The 24,386-nt window shown below is 65.2% G+C and carries 29 protein-coding genes; 19 read left to right on the top strand and 10 right to left on the bottom strand.

All coding sequences use genetic code 11. The annotated features are described in order from the left end of the window. Window positions 1-5: 5 nt before the first annotated feature. Together WEB52_03190 and WEB52_03195 are read left to right on the top strand one after the other, a co-directional pair. Complete coding sequence (locus tag WEB52_03190) at window positions 6-1,193, top strand: serine hydrolase domain-containing protein (GenBank protein ID MEX2225438.1); 1,188 nt, start codon at window positions 6-8, stop codon at window positions 1,191-1,193. Between the two features lie 125 nt (window positions 1,194-1,318). Next, entirely contained in the window at window positions 1,319-1,813 is a 495-nt protein-coding gene (locus WEB52_03195) for a maleylpyruvate isomerase N-terminal domain-containing protein (GenBank protein ID MEX2225439.1), read from the top strand. A gap of 30 nt (window positions 1,814-1,843) precedes the next feature. On the opposite strand, the gene WEB52_03200 is transcribed toward WEB52_03195, so the two are convergent. Both WEB52_03200 and WEB52_03205 read right to left on the bottom strand, forming a co-directional pair. Beyond that, a complete protein-coding gene (locus WEB52_03200) occupies window positions 1,844-3,076 on the bottom strand; it encodes a PQQ-dependent sugar dehydrogenase (GenBank protein ID MEX2225440.1) in 1,233 nt (410 codons plus the stop codon). A 27-nt stretch (window positions 3,077-3,103) separates the two neighbouring features. Then, window positions 3,104-4,228 (bottom strand): PQQ-dependent sugar dehydrogenase, encoded by a 1,125-nt coding sequence (locus tag WEB52_03205; GenBank protein ID MEX2225441.1) that lies wholly within the window; start codon window positions 4,226-4,228, stop codon window positions 3,104-3,106. A 143-nt stretch (window positions 4,229-4,371) separates the two neighbouring features. Between WEB52_03205 and WEB52_03210 the strand changes: the two genes are divergently transcribed. The 9 genes from WEB52_03210 (at window position 4,372) to WEB52_03250 (ending at window position 12,429) form a co-directional block, all read left to right on the top strand. Next, window positions 4,372-5,127, top strand: coding sequence for a phosphatase PAP2 family protein (locus tag WEB52_03210; GenBank protein ID MEX2225442.1), 756 nt, complete (start codon window positions 4,372-4,374; stop codon window positions 5,125-5,127). A 147-nt stretch (window positions 5,128-5,274) separates the two neighbouring features. Further along, window positions 5,275-6,276 carry a PstS family phosphate ABC transporter substrate-binding protein gene (locus WEB52_03215; protein ID MEX2225443.1) on the top strand — a complete coding sequence of 334 codons (1,002 nt, stop codon included), beginning with the start codon at window positions 5,275-5,277 and terminating at the stop codon, window positions 6,274-6,276. 79 nt (window positions 6,277-6,355) lie between these two features. Further along, the gene (gene pstC / locus WEB52_03220; protein MEX2225444.1) at window positions 6,356-7,300 is read left to right on the top strand and encodes a phosphate ABC transporter permease subunit PstC; all 945 of its coding nucleotides are present in this window, start codon (window positions 6,356-6,358) and stop codon (window positions 7,298-7,300) included. Continuing rightward, window positions 7,300-8,193 carry a phosphate ABC transporter permease PstA gene (pstA, locus tag WEB52_03225; GenBank protein ID MEX2225445.1) on the top strand — a complete coding sequence of 298 codons (894 nt, stop codon included), beginning with the start codon at window positions 7,300-7,302 and terminating at the stop codon, window positions 8,191-8,193. Before pstC ends, pstA begins: the two co-directional genes overlap by 1 nt. A 39-nt stretch (window positions 8,194-8,232) precedes the next feature. Then, window positions 8,233-9,087, top strand: a complete 855-nt coding sequence (pstB, locus tag WEB52_03230; protein MEX2225446.1) for a phosphate ABC transporter ATP-binding protein PstB — start codon at window positions 8,233-8,235, stop codon at window positions 9,085-9,087. Between the two features lie 11 nt (window positions 9,088-9,098). Then, complete coding sequence (gene phoU, locus WEB52_03235) at window positions 9,099-9,764, top strand: phosphate signaling complex protein PhoU (GenBank protein MEX2225447.1); 666 nt, start codon at window positions 9,099-9,101, stop codon at window positions 9,762-9,764. Next, window positions 9,748-10,512, top strand: coding sequence for a response regulator transcription factor (locus WEB52_03240; protein MEX2225448.1), 765 nt, complete (start codon window positions 9,748-9,750; stop codon window positions 10,510-10,512). The genes phoU and WEB52_03240 overlap by 17 nt, the downstream gene beginning before the upstream one ends. A 28-nt stretch (window positions 10,513-10,540) precedes the next feature. Then, window positions 10,541-11,890 carry an ATP-binding protein gene (locus WEB52_03245; protein MEX2225449.1) on the top strand — a complete coding sequence of 450 codons (1,350 nt, stop codon included), beginning with the start codon at window positions 10,541-10,543 and terminating at the stop codon, window positions 11,888-11,890. 77 nt (window positions 11,891-11,967) lie between these two features. After that, the gene (locus tag WEB52_03250; protein ID MEX2225450.1) at window positions 11,968-12,429 is read left to right on the top strand and encodes a DinB family protein; all 462 of its coding nucleotides are present in this window, start codon (window positions 11,968-11,970) and stop codon (window positions 12,427-12,429) included. Between the two features lie 25 nt (window positions 12,430-12,454). Here the strand turns inward: WEB52_03250 and WEB52_03255 are convergent, their stop codons facing one another. Together WEB52_03255 and WEB52_03260 are read right to left on the bottom strand one after the other, a co-directional pair. Then, complete coding sequence (locus WEB52_03255; protein MEX2225451.1) at window positions 12,455-12,724, bottom strand: DUF167 domain-containing protein; 270 nt, start codon at window positions 12,722-12,724, stop codon at window positions 12,455-12,457. Next, on the bottom strand, window positions 12,717-13,385 hold the full coding sequence (locus WEB52_03260; protein ID MEX2225452.1) for a GNAT family N-acetyltransferase: 669 nt from the start codon (window positions 13,383-13,385) through the stop codon (window positions 12,717-12,719). Before WEB52_03260 ends, WEB52_03255 begins: the two co-directional genes overlap by 8 nt. 128 nt (window positions 13,386-13,513) lie before the next feature. On the opposite strand from WEB52_03260, the gene WEB52_03265 reads away from it, so the two are divergent. Genes WEB52_03265 through WEB52_03275 form a run of 3 tightly spaced genes read left to right on the top strand, consistent with a single transcriptional unit; the run spans window position 13,514 to window position 14,885 of the window. Then, window positions 13,514-13,783 (top strand): hypothetical protein, encoded by a 270-nt coding sequence (locus WEB52_03265; protein MEX2225453.1) that lies wholly within the window; start codon window positions 13,514-13,516, stop codon window positions 13,781-13,783. Beyond that, window positions 13,780-14,070: a hypothetical protein gene (locus tag WEB52_03270; protein MEX2225454.1), complete on the top strand. Its 291-nt coding sequence runs from the start codon at window positions 13,780-13,782 to the stop codon at window positions 14,068-14,070. The genes WEB52_03265 and WEB52_03270 overlap by 4 nt, the downstream gene beginning before the upstream one ends. A gap of 38 nt (window positions 14,071-14,108) precedes the next feature. Further along, complete coding sequence (locus WEB52_03275) at window positions 14,109-14,885, top strand: hypothetical protein (protein MEX2225455.1); 777 nt, start codon at window positions 14,109-14,111, stop codon at window positions 14,883-14,885. A gap of 128 nt (window positions 14,886-15,013) precedes the next feature. Here the strand turns inward: WEB52_03275 and WEB52_03280 are convergent, their stop codons facing one another. Beyond that, window positions 15,014-16,135: a TIGR00730 family Rossman fold protein gene (locus WEB52_03280; GenBank protein ID MEX2225456.1), complete on the bottom strand. Its 1,122-nt coding sequence runs from the start codon at window positions 16,133-16,135 to the stop codon at window positions 15,014-15,016. 171 nt (window positions 16,136-16,306) lie between these two features. Further along, window positions 16,307-16,768, bottom strand: coding sequence for a zf-TFIIB domain-containing protein (locus WEB52_03285; protein ID MEX2225457.1), 462 nt, complete (start codon window positions 16,766-16,768; stop codon window positions 16,307-16,309). Window positions 16,769-16,851: 83 nt separating this feature from the next. On the opposite strand from WEB52_03285, the gene WEB52_03290 reads away from it, so the two are divergent. The 3 genes from WEB52_03290 to WEB52_03300 are packed head-to-tail and all read left to right on the top strand — an operon-like array spanning window position 16,852 to window position 19,319. Beyond that, on the top strand, window positions 16,852-17,898 hold the full coding sequence (locus WEB52_03290) for a phosphotransferase (protein MEX2225458.1): 1,047 nt from the start codon (window positions 16,852-16,854) through the stop codon (window positions 17,896-17,898). Beyond that, the gene (locus WEB52_03295) at window positions 17,895-18,506 is read left to right on the top strand and encodes a putative glycolipid-binding domain-containing protein (GenBank protein MEX2225459.1); all 612 of its coding nucleotides are present in this window, start codon (window positions 17,895-17,897) and stop codon (window positions 18,504-18,506) included. Before WEB52_03290 ends, WEB52_03295 begins: the two co-directional genes overlap by 4 nt. Window positions 18,507-18,533: 27 nt before the next feature. Then, window positions 18,534-19,319 carry a class I SAM-dependent methyltransferase gene (locus tag WEB52_03300; GenBank protein MEX2225460.1) on the top strand — a complete coding sequence of 262 codons (786 nt, stop codon included), beginning with the start codon at window positions 18,534-18,536 and terminating at the stop codon, window positions 19,317-19,319. Between the two features lie 144 nt (window positions 19,320-19,463). Here the strand turns inward: WEB52_03300 and WEB52_03305 are convergent, their stop codons facing one another. Both WEB52_03305 and WEB52_03310 read right to left on the bottom strand, forming a co-directional pair. Continuing rightward, window positions 19,464-19,994, bottom strand: a complete 531-nt coding sequence (locus WEB52_03305; GenBank protein MEX2225461.1) for a hypothetical protein — start codon at window positions 19,992-19,994, stop codon at window positions 19,464-19,466. Then, window positions 19,991-20,296: a cupin domain-containing protein gene (locus tag WEB52_03310; GenBank protein ID MEX2225462.1), complete on the bottom strand. Its 306-nt coding sequence runs from the start codon at window positions 20,294-20,296 to the stop codon at window positions 19,991-19,993. Before WEB52_03310 ends, WEB52_03305 begins: the two co-directional genes overlap by 4 nt. Window positions 20,297-20,446: 150 nt before the next feature. Between WEB52_03310 and WEB52_03315 the strand changes: the two genes are divergently transcribed. Both WEB52_03315 and WEB52_03320 read left to right on the top strand, forming a co-directional pair. After that, the gene (locus WEB52_03315; protein MEX2225463.1) at window positions 20,447-21,076 is read left to right on the top strand and encodes a winged helix-turn-helix transcriptional regulator; all 630 of its coding nucleotides are present in this window, start codon (window positions 20,447-20,449) and stop codon (window positions 21,074-21,076) included. A gap of 281 nt (window positions 21,077-21,357) precedes the next feature. After that, entirely contained in the window at window positions 21,358-23,463 is a 2,106-nt protein-coding gene (locus WEB52_03320; protein MEX2225464.1) for a hypothetical protein, read from the top strand. Between the two features lie 84 nt (window positions 23,464-23,547). Here the strand turns inward: WEB52_03320 and WEB52_03325 are convergent, their stop codons facing one another. Further along, the gene (locus WEB52_03325) at window positions 23,548-23,922 is read right to left on the bottom strand and encodes a cupin (GenBank protein MEX2225465.1); all 375 of its coding nucleotides are present in this window, start codon (window positions 23,920-23,922) and stop codon (window positions 23,548-23,550) included. A gap of 51 nt (window positions 23,923-23,973) precedes the next feature. Next, window positions 23,974-24,372, bottom strand: coding sequence for a hypothetical protein (locus WEB52_03330; GenBank protein MEX2225466.1), 399 nt, complete (start codon window positions 24,370-24,372; stop codon window positions 23,974-23,976). Between the last annotated feature and the right edge of the window lie 14 nt (window positions 24,373-24,386).

Genomic DNA, 24,386 nt, shown 5'->3' on the forward strand with positions numbered 1-24,386 from the left:
CCGCCATGATCGACGCCACGCACATCGCCGCGAAGCCGGAGGATCTCGGCATCGACGCGGAGAAGCTGGAGATGGTGTTCGCGCGCGCGAAGCGTGACGTCGACGATGGCACGCTGCCGAGCGCGCAGGTAGCGATCGCGCGGCACGGCAAGCTCGCCGGCATGCGCACGTACGGCTCGGCGGTGCAGGGCGGCGTCGACAAGCCGGCGACCGACGACACGCTGTACCATTTCTTCTCGTCGACGAAGGCGATCGTCGCGGCGGCGGTGTGGCTACTGTTCGAAGAAGACCAACTGCGGCTTGATGAGAAGGTGGCGGACATCATCCCGGAGTTCGGGACGAACGGAAAAGATGCGATCGACGTCGAGACGATGATGCTGCACGCAGGCGGCTTCCCGTACGCGCCGTTCAAACCCGAGTTCTGGGGCAATCGTGAAGCCCTCCTCGAAGCGATGACCCGCTGGCGCCTGACGTGGCCGGTCGACAGCCGGTACGAGTATCACCCGACGTCGATGCACTGGGTGTTGTCGGAGATCATCTATCGCCGCGGCGGTGCGGACTACAAGACGTTCATTCGCGAACGGCTGCTCGCGCCAATGGGGCTCGACGACCTGTTCGTCGGCTGTCCGCCGGAGCAGCAGCATCGCATCGCCGACGTGACGTACACGCACGAGCCGGTCGAGCCGCCGGCCGGCTGGGGCGAAGTGACGCCGGAGTTCATCATGCGCTTCAACGGACCGCACCATCGCCAGGCGGGGGCACCGGGGGCCGGCGCCATCGCTTCGGCGGCGGCGATGGCGCTGTTTTACCAGGCGTTGGTCAACGGCGGCGAGACGGCCGGCGGCAAGCGCGTCATGAAGCGCGAGACGATCGAGTTCGGCACGAAAGTACGGGCGCGGCCGCACCACATCGACCTGACGCTCAAGTACCTCGACCCGACGTTGAGCGTGAACACGAACCGCGCGCTCGCCGTCACGGTCGCCGGCGACGACGGCTATGCCTTCATGCGCGGCTACGGGCGCACGTGCTCGCCGCGGGCGTTTGGGCACGGCGGCGCTGGCGGCCAGATCGCGTGGGGCGACCCGGCGACCGGCATCTCCGTCGGCTACGCGACGAACGGCTTCGCCGATATGATGACGATGGGTCGGCGCATCACCGCGATTGGCAGTCTCGCCGGGAGCTGCCTGCTGTAACGCGGCGCATCGTCGGAACACTGTCTTTAATGCTGTGAGCGCATTCATAGCAGCGCCGCGGCGGCATCTCCTAGGCTGCCGGTATCGGTCGATTCGCGATTCAGCGAAAGGAAGGACGGGAAGACATGGCCGCGACGCAACTGGCTACCAACCGCAAGCAGGACGTCATCGAAGGGCTCGAGTTCCTGATGCAACAGGCGGACCGCATCGCGACGCGTTTCACCGACGACGATTGGACGCGTCCCTCTGATCATGGCGGCTGGACGGCGAAGCAGGTCTACGCGCACGTCACGGGCCTGGGTGCGCTGATCCCGCAGTTCGTCGAAGGGTACGTGGCGGCCGGCCCGGCGAACGACATCGGGCCGAAGACGCCGATCGACGACATCAACGCGGGACTCGTCGGCGACCGCACGAAAGCATCGCCCCGCGAGCTGGGCGACGAGTTCGCGAAGAACTACGGCGCCGCGCTCGACTGGGCACGCAAGCAGCCCGACGATTTTTTCGCGAAGCGAGGGACGCTAGGCGGGTACGAGAACTGGACCGCCGCCGACCTTCTCGTTACCGCGTTCGTGATGCACGCCGTCGCGCACCTGTACAACGCATCGACGCGCTTTCCGTAGGCGCGCTTGCAGCCGATGGCGCCCGCTCGCCTACGGGGCGGGCGCCAGCCGGTCGATCGCGTTGTTGAACGTCACCAGGTAGAACTCTTGCGACGCGTCGAGCGCGAACGATGCGATCGCGCGGCCGGTCTGCGCAAGCAGCACCGGATTAGCCGTCTCGGTCGTCGCGCTGCTCGTGTTGATGCCCCATACGAGGCCGCTGCAGAAGTCGCCGTAGATGTACCAACCTTCGAGTTCCGGCAGGCGGTCGCCGCGATACACGTAGCCGCCGGTGACCGAGCAGTTGCCGTCTTCATGACCGTACGATGCGCGCGGCAGTACGAGCCCGGACTGGTCGCAGTCGTCCGCGTCGTAGCACTCCGGACCTTCCATGATGTTCCAGCCGTAATTGCCGCCCCGTTCGATGATGTCGATCTCCTCGACCTCGCCCTGACCGACGTCCGCCGCCCAGAGCGCGCCGGTCTCGCTGTCGAACGTGATGCGCCACGGGTTGCGCAGCCCGTATGCCCAGATCTCGGGGAGCCCGCCGCCGTCCGCGAACGGGTTCTCGTCAGGCACGGTGTATTCCTCACCGCCTGACACGTCGACGCGCAGGATCTTCCCGAGCATGGTGTCGAGTCGCTGGCCGTTGCCTTGCGGGTCGCCGCCAGAACCGCCGTCGCCGGATGCGATGTAGAGCATGTCATCGGGCCCGAAGGCCAGCGCGCCGCCGTTGTGGTTGGGGAACGGCTGCTCGATTTCGAGCAACACGGTCTCCGATGCCGGGTCAGCGGCGTCACCCTTCGACACGAAGCGGGAGATCACGTTTCGGCGCGGGTTGTCCGCGGTGTAGTCGATGTAGAACTCGCCGGTGGTACCGTACTCAGGTGAGAAGGCGAGTCCGAGCAGACCTTCCTCGGTGCCTAGGTCAGGCTTGATGCGGTCGCGGATATCAAGGAAGACCGTTGGCTCCTGCGACGCGTCTTCGATGCTTGCGCGGTAGATGACGCCGTCCTGCGTGAGTACGACCACGAAGCCGTCCTCGCCGGGGATCGGATGCATGCCCAGCATTCCGCCGATCGCAATGTTCGGGAACACCTGCTCTGCGATGTAACCGTTCTCGCTTACGGCGCGGGGCGGCGGAGTCGCACCGGGCTCGGCGGTGGCCTGCGTCGCCGATGGTGCGGGCGGCGTCGTTGGCGTGGCGTCGCCGTCGCCATCGCTGGTGCACGCGCCAAGTGACAATGCAAGCAACAGGAGGCCTGCCGCCCACTTCCCCATCATGCCGGCGATCCCTTCATTTGCACGCTGCTACGGCTTGCGTTCCAGCCGGTAGATCGCGTTGTTGAACGTCACGAGATACAACTCGCCATCGCTTAGCACCGCGAACGAGGAGATTGCGAGTCCCGTGTCCGCCAAAGGTATCGCCGCGCCCTCGTTCGTCGCCGCGTTCACCGCCCAGACTTTGCCGGAGCAGAAGTCACCGTAGACGTACCAGCCTTGCAGTTCCGGCATCGCGTTGCCGCGATAGACGTAGCCGCCGGTCACCGAGCACCCGAACTCGTGGCTATACGCCGCCCGCGGCAGGAACGTGCCCGCCGCGCTGCACGTCGAGGCCGTGTAGCACTCGTAGCCTTCCAGCGTATTCCAGCCGTAGTTGCCTCCGGGGACGATGCGGTCCACTTCTTCCCACTCCCCCTGGCCGACGTCACCGGCCCAGAGTTGGCCCGTCGCAGCATCGAACGTGATACGCCACGGGTTCCGCAGCCCGTACGCCCACACCTCGCCGCGACCGCCGCCGCTCGCGAAGGGGTTGTCGGCCGGGATGGTGTAACGGTCGCGGGCGACATCGATGCGCAGGATCTTTCCGAGCAGCGTGTTGGTGTTCCGGCCGTTCCCGTGCGGATCGCCGCCTGATCCGCCATCGCCGGATGCGATGTACAGCATGCCGTCCGGCCCAAATACGAGCGCGCCACCGTTGTGGTTCGCGTACGGCTGCGGAATCTCGAGAATGCGCTGCTCAGATGCAGGATTCGCCGTCGCGCCGGCCGCGTAACGAGCAATGACGCTCCGGCGCGGGCCGCCGGCCGTGTAGTACACGTAGAACCGGCGGCTGGCGGCGTAGTCGGGCGCGAACGCCAGGCCCAGCAGGCCTTCTTCGTCCCGCGGGTCGCCGATCATCCGGTCGCGGACATCGAGGAAAACCGACGCGGGCTCAGACGGATTGGCGATGTTCACCTTGTAGATGACGCCGCCCTGGGTGACGACTGCCACGTAGCCGGCCTCTCCGGGGATCGGCTCCAACGCCAGCATCCCTGCGTAGTCGATGTGGCCGAAGACGTGCGCGGCCTGGTAGCCGTTGGGCCTGGGGCAGGCGGCGGCCAGCAAGGCGAACGCGCCGAGGACTGCCGCAAACAAGGAAAGGCGAGTTCGCATACGTACTCCTGAGACTCCGGCGACATGGTACGCGTTGTCGCCAGCCCGGCGCGGCGATTGCAGAAAATTTCACACGCCCCAGTCGTGGACATAGTTCAATCGGACCGCTGACATCCGCAAACGTCCGTCGTACAATTGTGAGTATGCATTGGGCAACCACGCCCCGTGGGAGGGCGACCCTGAGACTGGCGATCGAGGCGACGATCCTCGTATTCGCGTACCTGGCGTACGAGGCGGTGCGCCGTTTCGTCGCGCCAAGCTCTCATGAGGCCTTTGGGCACGCCTTCAGCATCATCCAGTTCGAGCAGCAGATCGGCTTCTTCTTTGAGCCGTCGTTACAGGGGATCATCGTCGACCATCACTGGTTGGTCACGTTCTTCAACTGGGTCTACGTGTGGGGCTACCTGCCCGTGATCGGGGCGGCGGCGCTCTATCTGTACATTCGCCACCATGACTTCTACACGCGTTATCGCAACGCCTTCCTGCTCTCGGGCGCGATCGGGCTCATCATCTTCGCCACGATGCCCGTCGCACCACCGCGCATGTTTCCGGAGTTGGGTTTCGTCGATACGGTGCGCGACCACTCGAGCGTCTACCAGCAGTTCGAAGGATCGGACCTGGTAAACGAGTTCGCCGCCGTCCCGAGCTTCCACTTTGGCTGGATCTTGCTTGTCGGACTGGCGCTGATCCAGACCAACCGCAATATCCTGATGCGCGGGCTTGCCGTGACGCTGCCGCTCATGATGCTGCTCGCGATCCTCTTCACCGCGAACCACTACTGGATTGATGCCGTGATCGGCGGCGCGATCGTGCTCGGCGCGCTAGCCATCGTGCGGGCGCTGGAGCACGTACACCTGCCGCAGTGGCGGCCAGCGGCGTCACGGCGCCTGTCGCAATAGTCGCCTTACGTTAACATCGCCAAGCTACGCCCTGAACCTCTTTACCCTCCCTTAACCGCCGTTAATCGCCCGTTAAAGCACCCTCAGTACGGTGCCAGTGATTGGTTCCGGCCTGGTGGCGGAACGTTGGAAGGAGTGGGTACCACCGTGCGAAGACCACGATTGGAGAGCAGCAAGCCTCTTATGCTGGCGCTGGCGCTCGTCGCCATGAGCTTCGTTGCCTTCGCGGCGTGTGGCGACGACGACGACGCAAATGGAGCCGACAACACACCGGCGGCCGGCGAGATCGACTACGGCAGTCTCGGCGGCTCTCTCCGCGTCGACGGATCGTCGACGGTCTTCCCGATCGCGGAGGCCGTGGCGGAGGAATTCAGCAACGAGTCGAATGTGCGCGTGAACGTCGGCTTTTCGGGCACCGGTGGCGGCTTCGAGCGCTTCTGCCGCGGCGAGATCGAGGTCAGCGACGCGTCGCGCCCCATCGAGCAGGATGAGATCGATGCCTGCGCGGACGAGGGCATTACTGACATCCTCGAGTTCCAGGTGGCGATCGACGCGCTGACCGTCGTCGCCAACTCGAACAACGACTTTCTCGAGTGTCTCACGGTGCAGCAGTTGCACGACATCTTCACCGGCACCGCCAGCAATTGGAACGACATCGACCCGGCGTTCCCCGATGACGGCATCGTCCGCTTCTTCCCCGGCACGGACTCCGGCACCTTCGACTACTTCGTCGAGGCGATCATCGAGGGCGTCGACGAGACCGCGGCGCACACCGGCGATGGCACGGCGTCGGAGGATGACAACGTGCTCGCGCAGGGCGTCGAGGGCGACGACAACGGCCTCGGGTACTTCGGATTCGCCTACTTCCAGGAAGCGGGCCAGCAATTGAAGGCGATCGCCATCGACGGCGGCGAGGGCTGCGTCGAACCGTCGCTGGAGACCGCGCTCGATGGCAGCTATCAACCGCTCAGTCGGCCGCTGTTCATCTACACCCGGGAGAGTTTCCTGCGTGACCGGCCAGAGGTGCTCGGCTTCATGAAGTACTTCATGGACAACACCAACACGCTGAGCGAGGAAGTCGGTTATGTCCCCCTGTCCGACAACCTGCTCGCCGAGCAGCAGACGAAGATCGAACCCTTCTTGCCGTAAGCCGTGCGAGCGACAACGCTTGTGGCGGCGGAATTAAGCGCTCCCGCCGCCGCACCAAGAAATCTGCCGAGAGGCGTGCATGGCCGTGACCTCAGCCCGAGAAGTCACCTACGACGACCTGCGAAGAAGACCGCTGCGCCATACGGGCGAGCGCATCATCGAGATGCTGTTGCTCGGCTGCGCGATCGTCTCACTCCTCACGACGATCGCCATCGTCTTCGTGCTGTTCGGCGAGACGTCGCGGTTCTTCGAGGAAGTCTCGTTTCGCGATTTCTTCCTTGAGACTGAGTGGCAACCGCTTTTCCGCCCGATCACGTACGGGATCTGGGAACTGGTCGCCGGTACCGTCAACGTCGTGCTCTGGTCGTTGGTGATCGCGCTCCCCCTCGGTCTGGCGGCGGCGATCTACTTGAGCGAGTATGCGGCGCCGCGCACACGGCGCGTGCTCAAGCCCCTGCTCGAGGCCCTCGCCGGCGTCCCGACGATCGTCTACGCCTACTTCGCGCTCACAGTTGTCACGCAGGACATCCTGCTCAAGTTGCCGTACATCGGTGAGCGCATCTCGTTCTTTAACGCGCTTGGCGCCAGCATGATGATGGCCGTCATGATCCTGCCGACGATCGCGTCGATCTCGGAAGACGCGATGTCCAATGTGCCGCGCGAGTTGCGGGAGGGCGCATACGGCCTGGGCGCGACCCGCCTGGAGGTGGCGACGCGCGTCGTCGTCCCCGCTGCACTGTCCGGCATCGTCGCCGCGGTGCTGCTCGCGATCGCACGCGTCGTCGGCGAGACGATGATTGTCGCCATCGCCGCCGGCTCGACGCCGAACCTCACGCTCTCACCGCTGGAGAGCATCCAGACCATGACCGGCTACATGCTCCAAGTCGGCCTCGGCGACGCTGCGCGCGGGACGATCGACTACCAGTCGATCTTCGCCGTCGGATCCATGCTCTTCATCATGACGCTGCTGCTCAACGTCGGCGCCAACATCATCGTCGGCCGCTTCCGCGAGGAGTACGACTGATGGCGTTCGTCGACGGTTCGACAGGGGAGATCTCGCTCCAGGCGACGGGTGCCGTCGCGCGTCGGCAGGCGCTTTCACGCGCATCGCGCTACGTGCTGCTCGCCGCGACGCTGGTCGGCGTCGGTGTGCTCCTGTACCTCGGCTACGAGACGATCGATCGCGGCGGCTCGCGCCTGAGCATCGACTTTCTGACGAGCTACCCTTCCCGATTCGCCGAGCGCGCCGGGCTGCGTTCGTCGTTGATCGGATGGTTCTGGGTATTGGGGCTGACCGTGATCCTGGCGATCCCCATCGCCATCGGCACGGCGATCTGGATGGAGGAGTTCGCGCCGCGCAACCGCGTGCTCACGCTCGTGAAGCTTAATCTCGCGAATCTTGCCGGCGTGCCCAGCATCATTTACGGCATCCTCGGGTTGGCGCTCTTCGTGCGCTTCATGGACCTGGGACCGAGCATTCTCGCCGGCTCGCTCACGCTCGCGCTGATGATCCTGCCGATGACCGTCATCGCGTCACAGGAGGCGATCCGCCAGGTACCGCCGAGCATTCGGCACGGCGCGCTCGCGCTGGGAGCGACGCGTTGGCAGATGGTCTGGAACCATGTCCTTCCCGGCGCCATGCCCGGCATCATGACCGGCATGATCCTCGCCGTATCGCGCGCAGCCGGCGAGACGGCCGCGTTGATCATGATCGGCGCCTTCACGTTCATCGCCTACGACAACACCCGCCCGACAGAAGACTTCACGACGGTACCTGTGCAGATCTACAACTGGACCATCCGGCCGCAGGAGGCGTTCCGCCAGAACGCGGCCGCTGCCATTATCGTGTTGATGGTCTTCGTGCTGACCCTCAACCTTATTGCCGCCGTCATCCGCGAGCGGTTTCGGAGTGAATGAGTACCGGTCGCCGCGATCCCACCGGGAAAGGCTAGAATGATGGTGCACACCAGCGAGCGCAGGACGACGGAGGAACGACTGGCCGCCACCGAGACGCTGCCCCTCTCCGAGCGCGTGACGCGCCTCTCGGACGAATCGGTCTTGGAGGTGACAGACTTTCACGCCTACTACCGCGACTTCCGTGCGCTCTACAACGTCTCGTTCGAGATTCCTGCGCGCAAGATCACAGCGCTTATCGGCCCGTCGGGCTGCGGCAAGAGCACATTACTGCGCTGCATGAACCGCATGAACGACCTCGTGCCCGGATTTCACATCGAAGGGCGTATGACGTACCGCGGGCTCGATCTGTACGCGCGAGACGTCGACCCGGTCGAAGTCCGGCGGCGCATCGGCATGGTGTTCCAGAAGCCGAACCCGTTCCCCAAGTCGATCTACGAAAACATCGCCTTCGGCCCGAAGGTCAACGGCATCAAGGGCAACATGAGCGAGATCGTCGAGAACTCGCTGCGCCAGGCGGCGCTCTGGGACGATGTGAAAGACAAGCTCAATTCGAGTGGCCTCGCGCTCTCCGGCGGTCAGCAGCAGCGGCTCTGCATCGCCCGTGCGCTGGCGGTGCAGCCGGAGATCATCCTTATGGACGAGCCGTGCAGCGCGCTCGATCCCATCGCCACGCTCAAGATCGAAGACCTCATGCGGAACCTGGCGAAGGACTACACCATCGTCATCGTCACGCACAACATGCAGCAGGCGGCGCGCGTCGCCGATTACACCGCCTTCCTCATGATGCGGCCCGACCGCGCGGGCGAACTCGTCGAGTTTACTGACACCGACGTGCTCTTCACGACCCCGAAGGACAAGCGGACGGAAGACTACATCACCGGCCGGTTCGGCTAGAGGCGGGTACGATGACCAGAGAGTTGTTCGACAAGAAACTCCGGGAACTCCAAGACGACGTGCTGGTCATGGGCAGCATGGTCGAGAAAGCACTCCAGCGTTCCGTGGAGGCGCTCCGCAACCGTGATACGTCCCTCTCCGACTCCGTCGTCCGCGACGACACGCTGATCAACGCAAAGCGTTACGAGATCGAGGAGAAGTGCATCCACACCATCGCGCGGGAACAACCGATGGCCGCCGACCTCCGCGTCCTCGTGGCGATTCTCTTTATCGCCAACGAGCTCGAGCGCATGGCGGACCACGCGGAGGGCATCGGCCGCATCAACCTGATGCTCGGGGACGAACCGTTGCCGCGGCCGCTCGGCGACATCCTGGAGATGTCCACCCGCGCGCAGGATATGCTGCGCCGCGCCCTCACGTCGTTCGTCGACCGCGATGACAATGCCGCGCGCCTCATCTGTGATGAGGACGACGCCATCGATGGCCTGTACGACAGCTCCTATCATACGCTGATCCAGGAAATGATCAAGACTCCCGCCGATGTGCAGCGCATCACCTACTTGATCTGGACCTCGCACAACCTGGAGCGCATCGCTGATCGCGTGACAAACATTTGTGAGCGCGTGATCTTCATGGTCACCGGCCAGTTGGAAGAGATAAATGTCTCGCGGTACTGATCCAACGCTTGACGCAAGTACCGCCAGACGCACGTATGACTACGGAATCGACGCCGAAACCGCAGCTAAGACCGTCCTCGTCGTCGAAGATGAGGCGAGCCTCGCCTCGACGCTTTCCTATAATCTGCGTAAGAACGGCTTCAATGTCGTGCAGGCCGCTGATGGCGTCGAGGGGCTGCAGGCCGCCCGCAACGGCCACCCCGATGTCATCGTGCTCGACCTCATGTTGCCGCGCATGGACGGCATCGAGGTGTGCCGCCGGCTGCGCGCTGATTCCGATGTGCCGATCATCATGCTCACAGCGAAGAGCGAGGAACTCGATCGTGTCGTCGGACTCGAGATCGGCGCCGACGATTATCTGACCAAGCCATTCAGCATGCGCGAGCTTATGGCACGCGTGCGAGCGCTGCTCCGCCGCTCCGGTGCCCGGACAGGCACCGAAGACGCTTCACAGATCAGTGCCGGGAATTTGACCCTCGACCTGCGAGGTCGCACCGTCCGCCGCGATAATGCGGAAGTGCAGCTCAAGCCAAAGGAGTTCGACCTGCTGTACTTCCTGGCGCGGAACGCCGGTCAGGTCTTCACGCGCGAACAGCTGTTGGAGCACGTCTGGGGCTACGAATTCTTCGGCGGCAGTCGTACGGTCGATGTCCACGTGCGGTGGTTGCGTGAAAAGCTCGAAGCGGCGCCGAGCAGTCCCCGGCATCTTCTCACGGTCCGTGGCGTTGGTTACAAGTTCGTCCGCTAGCCGCCTGCGTCTCGCCTGGCCGGGCGTCGTGGCTGCAGCGGTCGCGCTCTACGTCGCGATCGTCGGAGTCGCACTGATCGTCGTCAGTTCCTATGTCGACGAGCGGTCGTGGGAGTTGCTCGTCATCTTCGCAGCCGCCTCGGTGGCGATCATCATCATCACGACGCTTCTGCTCCGGCCGAGGCTACGCCATCTTCGCGCCGCGACCGCCGTCGCCGAGTCACTGGCGCGCGGCCGGTTCGATGCTCGCGCGGAGATCGCCGGCGATGAGTTCGGACCGCTTCTCTCCGCGCTCAATAACGCAAGCGCCTACCTCGAGGCTGCGATCTCGACGCTGCGGCTGGAGCGGGCGCAGCTCGAAGCGCTGCTCAACGCCAGCAGCGACGCCACCGTCGCGATTGACCTTTCGAGCACGGTCGTCTATCTCAACGATGCCGCGCGCAACATGTTCGGGTTATCCGGCGCCGTCGAGACGGGACGCGCGTTCATCGAGGTCGTGCGCGACCACGACCTGAACGAACTCATGGTCTCGGCGGCACAGCAGGGTGAACGCAGCGTGCGCGTCGTCGCGTACGGTCAGGCGCAGCGCTGGCTGCAAGCGACCGCGGTCCCGATCCAGGGCGCCGGCGCCTGGGCTGCGCTCGCTGTCTTCCACGACCTCACGGAAGTGCGCCGCCTCGATAGCATGCGCCGCGACTTCATCAGCAACGTCTCGCACGAACTGCGCACGCCGCTCGCCGGCATCCGCGCCGCCGCCGAAACACTGCAGGAAGGCGCGATCGACGATAAGCCGGCGGCGATCGAGTTCATGGGCCACATCCAGCGCGAGACTGACCGGCTGACACAGATGGTCGAAGAATTGCTCGAACTGTCGCGCATCGAGTCCGGTGCGGCGCCCTTGAGCTTCGCGCAGCTCGACGTGGCGGCGCTCGTGCGCGATGCGGCGAAGCGCTTTCGGCAGCAGGCGGAGCGTGCTGGCCTCGCCATCACGACCGAAGTGCCGCAGGGCGCCGACCGCGGGTCCGGCGAGACGCCTCTTACGATCATCGGCGACGCCGAACGTCTGGAACGCGCGCTCGGCAACTTGATTGCCAACGCGATCAAATTCACGGCGCCCGGCGGCTCGGTCAGCGTGAGGGCAGACCCGCAGGACGACGCAGTCCTCGTGAGCGTGCGCGACACGGGCATCGGCATCGAGCCGGAGCAGTGCGAGCGCGTGTTCGAGCGCTTCTACAAGGCCGATAAGGGCCGCGGCGACGGCACGGGCCTCGGCCTCGCCATCGTCAAGCACATCGTCCGGGCGCACCAGGGCAGCGTGTCCGTCGAAAGCTTCCCCGACCGCGGCTCGACGTTCACGATGCGTTTGCCGCGGCGCTAAAACGTTCCGTGACTCTCAATGCATCAGCGTAGGTGTCCGCCTTCCGGCATCTCGTGACCCAATGGTAGGATCGCCGTATGCAGAAGCCGAACGTCCCGCCCCTCGCGATCACGCCGTACTGGGCTTCAGTCCAGGACGATCTGCTCCGCATCGTCGATCTCATGCCTGCGGGGAAGATGAACTGGACGCCGAGCGATGAGCTGTGGAACTCACGCGGCATCCTCATCCACGTGTCTGACGCCCGCGATAGTTGGATGGCCGGCGACGTGAAGGACGGCGATCCCTACCCCAACATCTGGACGACCGCTCGAACGCGGGACGACCTCAAACGTGAACTCGTCCGCACCTTCGACCGCGTCCAGCGTTTCCTCGCCAATCAAGCGCAGCTGGACAAGAGGTATACGCCGGCCGAACCGGCGTATCCACCACGCGACGGGCACTGGATCGCGTTTCACCTGCTGGAGCACGACATCCATCATCGGACAGAACTCATGCAGCGCCTCGCGCTGATGGGCGTCACGCACGGCATCGACCTCTAGAAGAAGCGGTGTGAGCCGTCGTCCGTCACAGTATGCGTGAGCGCACATCAGCGTCGCTCAGGCCGGCGATCTCCACGACCTTCGTCCGCGAACGCGTCCCCGCCACCAACGTCACACTCGAAGGCGGCACGCCGAGCCGCTTCGCGATCATCTTGAGCAGCGATGCATTGGCGGCACCCTCGACCGGCGCGACGGCGATGCGGACCGCAAGTGCGCCGTCCCTCCAGCCGACGATCGTGTCACGGCCGCCGCGCGGCGTCACCCGCACGTCGATGCGCGCGCGCTCGTCAGCCATCGATGCGCTTCCACATGCTGTGCACGCCTTCGACGGCGCCAGGGTGCGTTGAAACGAACATGTACTGCCAGCCCTGCCGCGGCGGCATCTTCCACGCATCGAGCGCGACGTCGGCAAAGCCCAGGCGCATCCAGAAGGGGTAGGCGTCCACGGTAAACAGATAGGCGTCGTTCACACCTTCGGCGCGCGCGTCGGCAATGAGCAGATCCGTGATCGCCCGCGCGAGCCCCAGCTTCCGTGCGCGCGCGTCAACCGCAATGCTGCGGATCACGCAACAGTCGTCGTAGATCTCGGCGCCTCCGCAGCCGATCACCTCGTCATCGTGCTCGACGACGGCGAACCCCGGCAACCACTCCTCGATGAAGAGCGGCGGGAGGTCCTCCGCGATCATCATCTCGGCGATGCGCGGGACGTCGTCGGGGCGCGCGCGCCGAAAGATGCAGCGTGCCAGGTCGATGGGTGCGGTGCTTCGCGGCGATGACGCCACAGTCAGGCCCGCGAAGTCTGCGGCGGCGCTCGCCGGATCGGATTCGGCCGCATGTTCCATCGCCTGTTGCATTTCAGGCGATGCCAGCGTCGCAAGCATGCGATCGACGGACTCGCGGATCAGTTCGGGCGTCCAGACGGTGCCCGGGATGAATTCGTCACGCTTCGTTACCATGTGGCGCCTCCGCCTAACGTGTCCGACGATTGTACCGCCGCCCGCGTCCCCGCCGGAGCGTCACCGGCGCCGGTGTTAGAATGTCGCCCACCACCAGTTCTCGGCAACCTTTCGTCAGGAGTGGCGTCATGACGGGGATCTCGGACAACCGGGCCGCGCGCAAGGCGTGGAACTACGGACTCTTCGACGCGATCATGAACCGCCGTTCGCGACGCTTGGCGCTCGGCGCCGAGATCCCTGGCGGCGCCACGAAAAACAAGTCCGATAAGCCGCCGATGCCGCTCGACGAGATCGAGGAGGCGCTGCTCGTGCACGCCGGCACCGGCATCAGCGGCATGAACCTCAGCGACCTGCCGTACGCCTACGCCGATGGCAGAGCGCCAGCGGCAACACGATGATCCAGTTCACTGGCCGCACGTGGCCGAGTTTCTGCGGCTCGCACAGCACCGAACTGATCTATTTCAACGATAGCGGCGCCTACGTCGTCAGCCTGAAGGACGTCCCGGCGGACAAACTGCAGCAGTACGCGGACGAGCGCGATCGCGATGGCATCGTCCGGTCGTTCCGCGAGAACCGCGTCAAGATCCTGGACCAGCGGCCGGACGACGCCCGCAGCTATCCGTCGATGCTGTCCTTCAACTTCTGGGACTCGAATATCGCGGGCTCGACGGTGCTTCTGCCCTGATCAACAACACGTGGCAGTACATCAACGGCCTGCTGCTGATGTGCGGATGGGCGGACGGCGGCGCCGTCGTCGTCGACGACCTGAATGGCGGCCGGCCCGCTGGCTGCGAGCGCTGGATCAAGGAGGGCCTGCTCGATGCGGACCGCCCGCTTGCGCTCTCGCAGACCGACATGGGGCAGAGCGTCGAACCCGCGTTCATCCTCCAGAACCTGGCGCTCGCCGAGCAGGCGATGGGCCTCGGCGGCTGGGTACACGCGGCGGTGAATCCGGCTGTCATGGCCGAGGCGCTCGGCTTCCGCATCGAGACGCCCCGCAATGCCGGCTTCGGCGTGCCCGTCGGCATCGACGGCGTCCTCGAGGCGTACTGTCCGCCGTACTACAAGGACATGGACGCCGCCGTCGATGCCGTCGTCGAAGCGAAGTTTGGCGCGAAAGGCATCTACACGCTCGACGCAGAGCGCGAAGCGCCGTTCCTTGACCGCAACAAATTCGTGTCGGCGGTGCCGCGATACAGCGAAGCGCTCGTGCAATGCGTGAAGGACATCTGCAACTACATCTACGACACGTTCGGCCGCTTCCCGGTGCATGTGCCGGCGATGACGATCAGCAGCACGTGGTGCCAGGCGCATCACCTGGATCTGGATTTATACGACCGGTTCTACGGCAAGGCGGCCTACACGCAGACGCAGGCGGAGCACTACATCGACTGGCACGGCGAAGAGCGCCCCTGGGAGAAGCTCCGCGACCGCGTGCTCAGCAACGCGTGGTGCGCCATTCGTAACTACCGGCCATCCCGCATGCCGCCGTCATTCTGAGCGAAGCGAAGAATCCCGCCGTGCAACGCACCACTCCTCGGCGCCCGTCATTCTGAGCGAAGCGAAGAATCTCGTCGTGTGGGCGGGCCAGGCACGGCTCACTTGTGCCTCGGGCATCCGATCAAACGCTAAAGTTCGTTCAGCCGGTCGATCAACTGCCGCATCCGCCCGAAATTATGTCGCGGAAAGAACGCCACGCGCTCGCACTCGACGCAATCCTCGTCCTTGCGCTCTGCCGGCGTGATGTTCGTCCGCTCGATCCGGCCCCGCGCGACGAGGTCCTTGAAGTCCCGGTTGATCGCTGCAAGCTGTACATCGGTCGGCGCACGCCGCATGCGCAGCACGAGCCGCTCGCCGACGTATCGCGCCGAGTCGTAGTTGCGATAGAACCGCTCGATCGCGCGCACGGCGTCGCGGGCGCTGCTCGCCGGTTGGAAGAACGTCAGGTCCTCCGGCGATGCGAGGTTCCGCGCCACAAGGTGATCCCGCACGAACGTCAACCACTCGATCCAGTAGCCGCTCTCGGGCGGCGCCAGCAGCACGATCGGCCGGATCTGCATCTTGCCGGTCTGCATCAGCGTCAGCAGCTCGAACGCCTCATCCAGTGTGCCGAAGCCGCCCGGACACAGCACGAAGGCGTCGGACTCCTTCATGAACATGATCTTGCGCGTGAAGAAGTACTTGAAGTCGATCAGCTTCGGGTCGCCGGCGATGAATCCGTTCGCCGACTGCTCGAACGGCAGCTTGATGCCGACGCCGAAGCTGTTCGCCGTGCCCGCGCCCTCGTGGCCCGCCGCCATGATGCCGGGCCCGGCGCCGGTAATCACCATCCAACCTTCGGCGATGATCTGCTCGCCGAATTCCCGCGCGATCGCGTAGTCGGGATCGTCGACGGGCGTCCGCGCGGAACCGAAGATGCTCACCTTCCGGCGCCCGCGGTACGGCGCGAAGATCCGGAACGCGCGGCCCAATTCCCGCAGCGACCGCGCGAGCAGCTTCATCTCGCCGCGGTTCGACGCGCGAGCCGTCCGGAACAGCGTTTCCACGGCTGCTTCTAGCAGATCGCGATCGGGGACATCGGCACTCTCGACGAGCGCGCGGATCTTCTCGTCGATCGCGCGGTCGCCCGATCCGGTGCGACGGCGCATCCGCTGCCGCGTCGGGCTCGTACGCGTCGACATCGGCTCCAGCGGCTCGACGCCTACAACCGAGGCCGGGCCCTGGTCCGCTCGCTCGTTCGTCTGATCCATGGCTACATCATCCGCTCCGGCGCGCGGGAATGAAAGAAAGGCACCCCGACTGGTGGGCTCGTCGTGCCGATCAACTGAGCTCGATACTCGATGGCGGTATGGCGAGTCCGCGAATGAAGCCGGTCGATAGTGTTCGGCAACAAGGCGGCCCCGAGATCGACGGGCGGTCGACTACCCTCGCCTGCCGCCGAAGAGGCCACGCAGGTTCCCCATGATGCCGCCGCCCTTATCCCCACGCTTGGCCCGGTCCCAGGCTTCCTGCGCCGCTCCCGAGCGCTGCAGGCCGCTTACGCGATCCTTCATCACGTCACGCACGTGGTTCGCTTCGCCTTCATCGAGCCAGAAACCGTGCTCTTCCGTGCAGGCGTCCAGCTCCAGGTTGTACGCGCGATAGTTGAACGCGCGCATCGGCTTCGTGCAGACAGGGCAGGCGAGTTCACTTTCGCGCTTCGCGTAGTCGATCATGCCTCGCCGCTCGTCGTCGTCCGCGACCGTGGCTTCGAGCAGCGCCAGTTCTTCGTCGTCGTACCAGGCGCCGTTGCAGGTCGGACAGCGGTCAACTTCGATGTCATGCTCCCTGCCCATGTCGAGCGGCGTCGCATCGCGGGGGCAGTTCAACGTCCGTTCGTTCACAAGAGACTCCTTCCGTGCGCTCACAGCCTAGAATGCGGGGTTGTCGGTGGCAACGCACCTGAGGCGCCGAGGCTGGAGGCCGGATGTCGGACGGCGGTGTGACCCGGGAAGAGCAGCTTCGCGACGTGCTCGCGGCGTTCGGCGTGCAAGCGGCGAGCGTGCGTGACGTCCGGACGGGACGCGTGAACCGCCACTGGCGCATCGCCGCGACGGATGGCCCGGAGTACGCCCTGCGCCGATATGCGTCGCCGCCGCACGCGTGGCGCATCCGCTCGCGTGAAGCGATCGCCTTCGAGCACGACGCGCTCCGCCATGCCGCGTCGAAGGGCTGGCCGGCGCCTGTGCCCATCGATGCACGCTCCGGCTCGACGCTGGTCGAGCGTGATGGCGATTTGTACGCGCTCTTTCCCTGGCACGAAGGACGGCCCGCGCCCGCGCATAGCAAACGTTACCTGCGCATCAAGGGGCGCCTGCTCGCGAGGCTGCATCGCGACATGGCCACGTTTGGCCTCGGTGAGCAACGCCTGGGGTTTGCGCGCATGTGGGAACTGGACTACTACATGGGCAGCCCGCGTCCGTTCAACGACATGTTGCGCGAGTTCGAGAAGGCGCATCGCGCAGACGCATCGGCCGTGCGAGCGCAGCGGTATCGCAACCTGCGCGAGTTGTCGCGATTCGGCTACGGCGAGTTGCCGGAGCAGTTCGGCCACTTCGACTTCCATCGCGACAATCTGCTGTTCTCGCAGGGGCAATTGACCGGATTGATCGACTTCGACTCGGCGCACCTCGACGCGCGGGTCGCCGACATCGCGACGAGCGTCGCCCTAGACTGCATCGAGCCGCCTGCGTACAACGCCATCGACCCGGACGCGATGCGCGCCTTCGTCGCCGGATACGTCGAGGGGTCGCCGCTATCCGAGCAGGAATTGGCGCTCATCGTGCCGCTGGTACGCTCGTGGATCGTCGCGGCCGCCGCGGGACGCATCGCGCAGTGGCTGGCGGCGCCCGATGAGAAGGTGCTGATGAAGATTCGGCGGACCGTCGACTATCGCATCCCGGCGTTCGAACAGCGGCGTCAGGCGATGGAACAGGCGGTGAGGAGCGCAGCAGCGGAGCGGACGCGCGCATGACCCTGCCTGATCGATCGCGACGAGTCGCCTGGGCGAAGGAAGACCCATTCGGCGTCGAATTTGTCGAAGTCTCGCTGCGGCCCGATGCTCTAACGGCCGAAGGCGTCGCCATCGGCAGCGATCCGGTGCCATACCGCCTCGACTACACGCTCGCAACCGGACGTCGCTTCGTCACGTCCCGCCTTGTCGTAACGACCCGCAGCGATGGCTGGCGATGTTTGCTCGATCTGCGGCGCAGTGCGGACGGCGACTGGCGCGTCGACCGGCGATCCGACGGCACGCCTCCGTTTACGATGAGTGACGCTGACGCCGCGGTGCCATCCGAGGCGCTCGACTGCGACCTTGGCCTGTGCCCGCTCACCAATACCATGCCCGTCCTTCGCGAAGGGCTGTTGTCGTCGCAGAGCCAGCCGGCCGAGATCGTGGTCGCCTGGATATCCGTGCCCGACCTCGCGATCCACGCCGCACGCCAGCGCTATCGCCACGTCAGGCGTGAGGAAAACATGTCCGTCGTGCGCTTCGAAGACGACGACGGCTTCACAGCAGATATCCTCTTCGATGCGGACGGACTGGTGATCGACTATCCGGAACTCGCCCGCCGGCTTTGAGAGGTGATAGCAGGGGAACGCGCGAAGATGACCAACACCTACTGGGACGCGGCGGTCTACGACCGCATCGGCACGCCGATGCGCGCCTGGGCGCAGCAGGTGATCGACGACCTGCAACTGCGCGGCGACGAGACGGTGTTGGACGCCGGGTGCGGCTCTGGCTCCGTCACGCTCGACCTGCTGCAAAAACTGCCCGACGGCAAGATCTACGCCGTCGATGCCTCGGCCGAGATGATCGGGTCGCTCATAAACGCACTCGACGAGCGCGGCGTCACAAACGTCGAGCCGATGCAAGCGAGCCTGACCGACTTCAGCCTGCCGGAGCAGGTCGACGCCGTGTTCTCGAACGCCGTCTTTCACTGGATCCCCGATGACGACGCGCTCTTCGGCTGCCTGTACCGCGCCACGAGACCCGGCGGCCGGCTGCGCGCCCAGTGCGGCGGCCATGGCAACAACGCCCACGTCCTCGAAGCGGTGGCGGCGATACGCGAGCAGGAGCGCTTCGTGCAGCACCTCGGCAAGTTCACGGACAGCAAGAAGTACCGCACGCCCGAACAGGCGAAAGCATCGCTCGAGCGCGCCGGGTTCATCGACGTGCGCGCCTCGCTCTTCGAAGCGCCCGTGCCGTTCGAACACAACGACGACGCCGCGCTCTACATCCGCACGATTCTCCTGCGCGATCACATCGCGCGCCTGCCGTCGGAGGATCTGCGCGATGCATACGCGCACGCCGTCGTCGAAGAGACCGTCCGACGCTGGGGCGCGCCCTACGTCGCGGATTACGTACGCCTCGACATTTGGGCGACGAAGTAAGCGATCCGGACGGCCGGTCCTCACGTCATCCTGAGCAAGCGAAGCGCCACGAAGGATCTCATCGCGGCGAGGTCGTCTTGCGCTGACAACTAGCGGCTAGCAGTCGAACGAACTCGTAACGGGGCATGCTCATGCTTGCCCCACTCAAGGCATCAACCCGTGCCGCGCCACGATCTCCGCGATCACCTCACGATCGTCCAGCACGATCCCGTACAGCGTCGTGTAGTGATCGTTCAGCCACACATCGAAGACGCGTGCGGCCTCGCCTTCTCCGGCGACCTCCTCCATCGCGACGAGTTCCAGGTAGTTGACGACCACGTGCAGGTAAGACCCGTCTAGGTCAGTCGCGCCTTCGGGATGGCCGGTGGGTAGAACGGCGTAGCGCCTCTTGATCTCGCGCACGGCGGCGCCGGCGGCGCTGCGACGGGCCTTCACCAACCAATGGATCTGCTCATGAAGAAAAGTCGAGAGCAGTTGTCCGTCGTCAGAGAGGTGGCGCGTATTCAGCGTCAGCACCGGGTGGCTATGCGGAATCGCTCGCTCTTCGATGGCGATCGTGCGCGTGAAGGTCCATCGTGAAACGTCGCGTGTCGCCAGGATCGTGCGCAACTGATCGGCAGTACGCTGTTCGCGCTCCGTGCCGTTGGCCAGCGAGATCTCCCACCCGGCGCTCACTCGCGCGCCGCCTCGACGCACGTCACACCATGTGGCCCGACCACCGCCGCATGCGGCGTATTCGGCTCGATATCGAGGCGGTCGCCTTCGTGCAGTTCATACGCCTCGGACGTCTCCGTCAGCGTGAAGACGATCGAGCCCCGCAAGCAGAACAGCACCTTGTGATAGCCGTGGCGGTGCGAGGCGTACACGTCGCCCGCGCCGTTCGACCAGCGTTGTGGGGACAGCCCTTCACACGCGAACGCGTCGAGTACTGGCAGCTGGTCGTAGTCGCCGGACCGTCGCATGAGGAATGCGCCCATGACGACAGGGTACTCTCGCTGTGCTGGCCCACCCGGCGTTGAGCTGCCGACCGCCCAGAAGGTCAGGCCGATCTGGGGGTGTTTCTAACCACCGACGACTGACGACTGACGACTGATGCTATAGTAAATACTGCATAAAGGTGGACAACCGTGCAGGCAACCCGGCAGGACATCCTCGATTATCTGCGCAAGCACGCCCAGGCAACCGTCAGGCAGCTTGGCGACCACCTCGGCCTCACTTCGACCGGCATCCGCCAGCATCTCACCGTCCTCGAGCGCGACGGCCTCGTCGAGGCGCGCGAGGAGCGCGGCCACGTCGGCCGCCCCGCGCTGGTCTATCGGCTGTCATCGTCCGGCGACGCGCTGTACCCCAAGAACTACGATGCGCTCGCCAACGCGCTGATCGAAGAGTCCCGCGCGCTTCTCGGTGGCGAGGCGCTGCAACATCTCATGAAGAACGTCGCCGCCCGTTTCGCCGAGCCGTATATGGCGCGGCTCGAAGGCAAGTCGACGGCAGAGCGGGTGAAGGAAGCGGCAAAGATTATCGAGGAGCGCGGCTGTCTCGCGGAGTGTGATGACGAGCATGGCGACTTCATGATCCGTCAGCAGACATGCCCGTTTCCGAACGTCGCGCAGCGCAACAGCGCGGTCTGCGCGATGGAAGTTGAGTTCGTGCGACGCCTCGTCGGCACGGACGCGCGCCTCACATCCAGCCTGCTGAGGGGCGATGATTCATGCACGTATCGCGTGCGGCCGGTGAACAACCGCTCGTCGCGCTGATACGGTCTCGTTGCATCCACGCAATATCCTGACCGCTTCTTGCGATTGAACATAACGATTGTTGCGGCGTAATTTCTTTCGACGTGACGTAGTGTAGACGTGCATGGAGCGATCGACGCCCCTATAATGGCGCCGAACCACGAACGGCTGCGAAGCCACGTCTTCGATCTCATCTCCCAACCTCGTGCCGAATGAGCGCCGCGCGGACTGCGCCGTCGGACGTTGCTGATCGAGGAGGGCGCCGGGCAGGGCGCAGCAGGAAGCGACTCCAGGGGAGGGGCATGCCGGTTCGCACGTGGGTCGGGCGGTTCTGCGTGGTCGATGGCCGCGTGGAAGAAGAGGGGCCGTGGCTCGGCTCGCTCATCCGTCAACGGCCGGATGAAGAAGCCGACGAACTCTACGTCCTCGTCGAGCCGGCATCGCCGGGCAGCGCGGAGTACAGCTCCCAGCTAGTTGACGTAATCTCGCAACTCTACGCGAAGGATCCCCTGTCACTCACCGGCGCCCTCACGCGATCGCTCCGCGCCGCGCACGAGCACCTGCGCGAGTGGAATCGCACGAGCCTGAAGGAACATCACGTCGGCGCCGGCGCAAGCTGTCTCGCGCTGCGCGGCACCGATGCTTACCTCGCGCAGGTGGGTCCGAGCCTAGCGTACGTGCTGATGAGCGACGGCCGCTTTCGCCGCATCGAAGCGGAGCAGGCGGATTTCGACCACTCGCTCGGCATCGCCGAGGAATTTGAGCCGCGCCTCGCGCGCATCAAGCTCAACCCCGGCGATCTCGTCGTTCTGGCATCCACGCGGCTCGAGACGGTGGCTGCCGAGGCGCACGTGCGTCGCATCCTCGATCGCGGCGCCGACGATGCGCTGCCCGAACTCTACCTGCTCGCCCGCGACGAGCCCGACATGGCCGTCGTGCTGCTGTCCTGCTTCGAGCAGGAGGAAGACCTGCCGGAATTCCTCACGAAGTCCGGAGCGGCGCCCTCGCTCGATGACGCGTCGGCCGTCGACGCGATCGGCGTCTATGCAAGTGCGTTGGCAGACGCCGTCGAGCCGCTCGCGGTCGGCGTCGCGCCCGAGGGACCGCGCGATGCCGTCGGCGCGGCGGTCGGCGGCTTCGATCTGCCCCGCCGCCCGATCAACGAACAGATCCGCGAGATCGCGGAGTCCACCGCGCCGCCGCCCACCGCAAACGTGCGCATCCGCGGCGAGAGCGCCAACCTGCGCTACAAGCGCACGACGGGCAACATCGCATTGCCGCAGTTCCAGATCCCCAAGCTGTGGCTGTTCGCCGCCGCCGCCATCGCCATGCTTGGCGCGCTGATCTGGTGGCAACTTCCGCGCTCCGTCGCCGAGGGCCGCGAAGAGAAGTTCGCCACGCTGATGGCGGACGCCCGCGAGAACAACGCGACCGCGCAGTCGACGAGCGACTCCGGGCTCAAACGCCAGCTCCTGACCGACGCCCAGACGATGCTCGCCGACGCCGAAAAGATCCACGACGACAACGGCGAACTGATCGCGCTGCGCTCCGACGTCGCCGCCGCCCTCGCCGTGCTCGATGCCGTCTACGAGGTCAACGACTTCGCGCCGATCGCCGACCTGGCGCAGCTCGTCACCGGCTCCCTCAGCGTCACCGACACCGTGATCGGCGGCGGCTACGCGTACCTGCTCGACGCTGAAGGCCGCCGCGTCCTGCGCGTCCCGCTCGATGCCAGCTCGCCGCCCGAGACGATCCTGGTCGAAGGCGAACCCGCGGGCTTCGTGACGCCGGCGCGCCCGGTGCAGATCGCCTGGGCGGAGCAGACCGAAAGCCTCGTCATCCTCGATGAGCAGCGCCAGGCGTTCGGCTACTTCCCGGACGGCGGCGCGCTGCCGATCGCCATTCGCGGCGCCGACGGCTGGGGCTCGCTCGACGCGACCGCCGCGTCGGGGGGCAACCTGTACCTGCTCGATGTCGAAGGCAACCAGGTGTGGCGCTACCTGCCCGGACAGGGCGGCTTCGATAGCGAACGCACCGCGCTGCTCGACTCCGGCCTGGGGCTGGAGAACGCGACCGAGCTTGCCGTCGGCCAGGACGTGTACGTGCTCGACACCGTCGCCGGCATCCGGCGCTTCACCGGCAAGACGGAGACGCCGTTCCCGCTCGCCGGCATCGACCAGCCGCTGATGTCGCCGGCGTCGCTCAGCGTGCTGCCCGGATCGAACCGCATCGTCGTCGCCGACCGCGCGAACAAGCGCATCGTCATCGCATCAGCCGAAGGCGCGTTCCTGCGCCAGATCGTCAGCCCGTCGTTCACCGATCTGCGCGCCGCCTACATCGACGAGGGCACGAACACGATCTACGTCCTCAACGGCGACACCCTCATGCGCGCCGCCGCGCCGCCGTAGGCGAGTGATAAGTTGTAAGTCGTCAGTTGTAAGTCAGTTCTCCGCCCTCCTCGTTCAACTGACAACTTACTTACAACTGAACACTCACCCCGCCATCGTGATCAGAAACGTCGCATCACTCAGCGCCGTCGCGTCGTGCGTCGTCCCCGGCTCCAGCGTCAGCATGCCGCGCGACGGCACGTCGAAACGCTCGCCGCCGATGCCGATGCGAATGCGGCCCGTCAGCGACTGGATGCTCAGCGGCCCTTCGACGCGGTGATCGTCGATCGTCGTCCCCTTCCGCAGCGCGACGACCGTCACGCGCAGCGGCCCCTCCTTCACCAGCGTCTTCGCCGCGCGCCCGCTCTTCGCCGTGCGCGCCTTATCGAGCAGCGCCCCCTCCTCAGCCTTCAGATTGAACGCGAGCGTGCGGCCGCTGAGCTTATGCGTGCGGAGGTAGGTGTGTTTGGTGGTGGGCATGGCGTCGTGTCTCCTTCGTGACTGCAGTTGCAGTTACGCTTCTACGGCTGACTACTTCGAATTCGCTACTTCCCTTGCCCAATCGCGGCCGTACATGTCAGGTGCGATCTCGTATCCGTCTGTCCAACCGTGCGACTGATTTTTCGGCACACAGAGATCCATCATTGCTTCCCAAGTGGTGTTGAACGCGGCATCAAGCCGAGATCCATCTTGCTGCCATCCGCAATCAATGCCATCCCCGGCAAATCGATATAGGTATTTGGTGGCCTTCGTCATGCTCCAGACCGAAGGACGCGGGCCGGTGATGAAGGAGCTATGCAGCCACTCGCGGTCGCAGATCGCATTGAGGAGCGACTGCGCCAGCTTGTCTAGCTCGTGTGTACGGCGCATGGTCGTCTTGTATATGGCCTCTTCGAAGACTGCCGGATCGAACAAGCCACGTTCTTTCACGTTGAGAAAGTCCT

Source organism: Dehalococcoidia bacterium (assembly GCA_040902535.1).
GTDB lineage: Bacteria > Chloroflexota > Dehalococcoidia > DSTF01 > JACRBR01 > JBBDXD01.

Coding starts and splice junctions, on each gene's coding strand:
- WEB52_03190 (MEX2225438.1), top strand. CDS start 6: ATGATCGACGCCACGCACATCGCCGCGAAGCCGGAGGATCTCGGCATC.
- WEB52_03195 (MEX2225439.1), top strand. CDS start 1,319: ATGGCCGCGACGCAACTGGCTACCAACCGCAAGCAGGACGTCATCGAA.
- WEB52_03200 (MEX2225440.1), bottom strand. CDS start 3,076: ATGATGGGGAAGTGGGCGGCAGGCCTCCTGTTGCTTGCATTGTCACTT.
- WEB52_03205 (MEX2225441.1), bottom strand. CDS start 4,228: ATGCGAACTCGCCTTTCCTTGTTTGCGGCAGTCCTCGGCGCGTTCGCC.
- WEB52_03210 (MEX2225442.1), top strand. CDS start 4,372: ATGCATTGGGCAACCACGCCCCGTGGGAGGGCGACCCTGAGACTGGCG.
- pstC (MEX2225444.1), top strand. CDS start 6,356: ATGGCCGTGACCTCAGCCCGAGAAGTCACCTACGACGACCTGCGAAGA.
- pstA (MEX2225445.1), top strand. CDS start 7,300: ATGGCGTTCGTCGACGGTTCGACAGGGGAGATCTCGCTCCAGGCGACG.
- pstB (MEX2225446.1), top strand. CDS start 8,233: ATGGTGCACACCAGCGAGCGCAGGACGACGGAGGAACGACTGGCCGCC.
- phoU (MEX2225447.1), top strand. CDS start 9,099: ATGACCAGAGAGTTGTTCGACAAGAAACTCCGGGAACTCCAAGACGAC.
- WEB52_03240 (MEX2225448.1), top strand. CDS start 9,748: ATGTCTCGCGGTACTGATCCAACGCTTGACGCAAGTACCGCCAGACGC.
- WEB52_03250 (MEX2225450.1), top strand. CDS start 11,968: ATGCAGAAGCCGAACGTCCCGCCCCTCGCGATCACGCCGTACTGGGCT.
- WEB52_03255 (MEX2225451.1), bottom strand. CDS start 12,724: ATGGCTGACGAGCGCGCGCGCATCGACGTGCGGGTGACGCCGCGCGGC.
- WEB52_03260 (MEX2225452.1), bottom strand. CDS start 13,385: ATGGTAACGAAGCGTGACGAATTCATCCCGGGCACCGTCTGGACGCCC.
- WEB52_03265 (MEX2225453.1), top strand. CDS start 13,514: ATGACGGGGATCTCGGACAACCGGGCCGCGCGCAAGGCGTGGAACTAC.
- WEB52_03270 (MEX2225454.1), top strand. CDS start 13,780: ATGATCCAGTTCACTGGCCGCACGTGGCCGAGTTTCTGCGGCTCGCAC.
- WEB52_03275 (MEX2225455.1), top strand. CDS start 14,109: ATGTGCGGATGGGCGGACGGCGGCGCCGTCGTCGTCGACGACCTGAAT.
- WEB52_03280 (MEX2225456.1), bottom strand. CDS start 16,135: ATGGATCAGACGAACGAGCGAGCGGACCAGGGCCCGGCCTCGGTTGTA.
- WEB52_03290 (MEX2225458.1), top strand. CDS start 16,852: ATGTCGGACGGCGGTGTGACCCGGGAAGAGCAGCTTCGCGACGTGCTC.
- WEB52_03295 (MEX2225459.1), top strand. CDS start 17,895: ATGACCCTGCCTGATCGATCGCGACGAGTCGCCTGGGCGAAGGAAGAC.
- WEB52_03300 (MEX2225460.1), top strand. CDS start 18,534: ATGACCAACACCTACTGGGACGCGGCGGTCTACGACCGCATCGGCACG.
- WEB52_03310 (MEX2225462.1), bottom strand. CDS start 20,296: ATGGGCGCATTCCTCATGCGACGGTCCGGCGACTACGACCAGCTGCCA.
- WEB52_03320 (MEX2225464.1), top strand. CDS start 21,358: ATGCCGGTTCGCACGTGGGTCGGGCGGTTCTGCGTGGTCGATGGCCGC.
- WEB52_03325 (MEX2225465.1), bottom strand. CDS start 23,922: ATGCCCACCACCAAACACACCTACCTCCGCACGCATAAGCTCAGCGGC.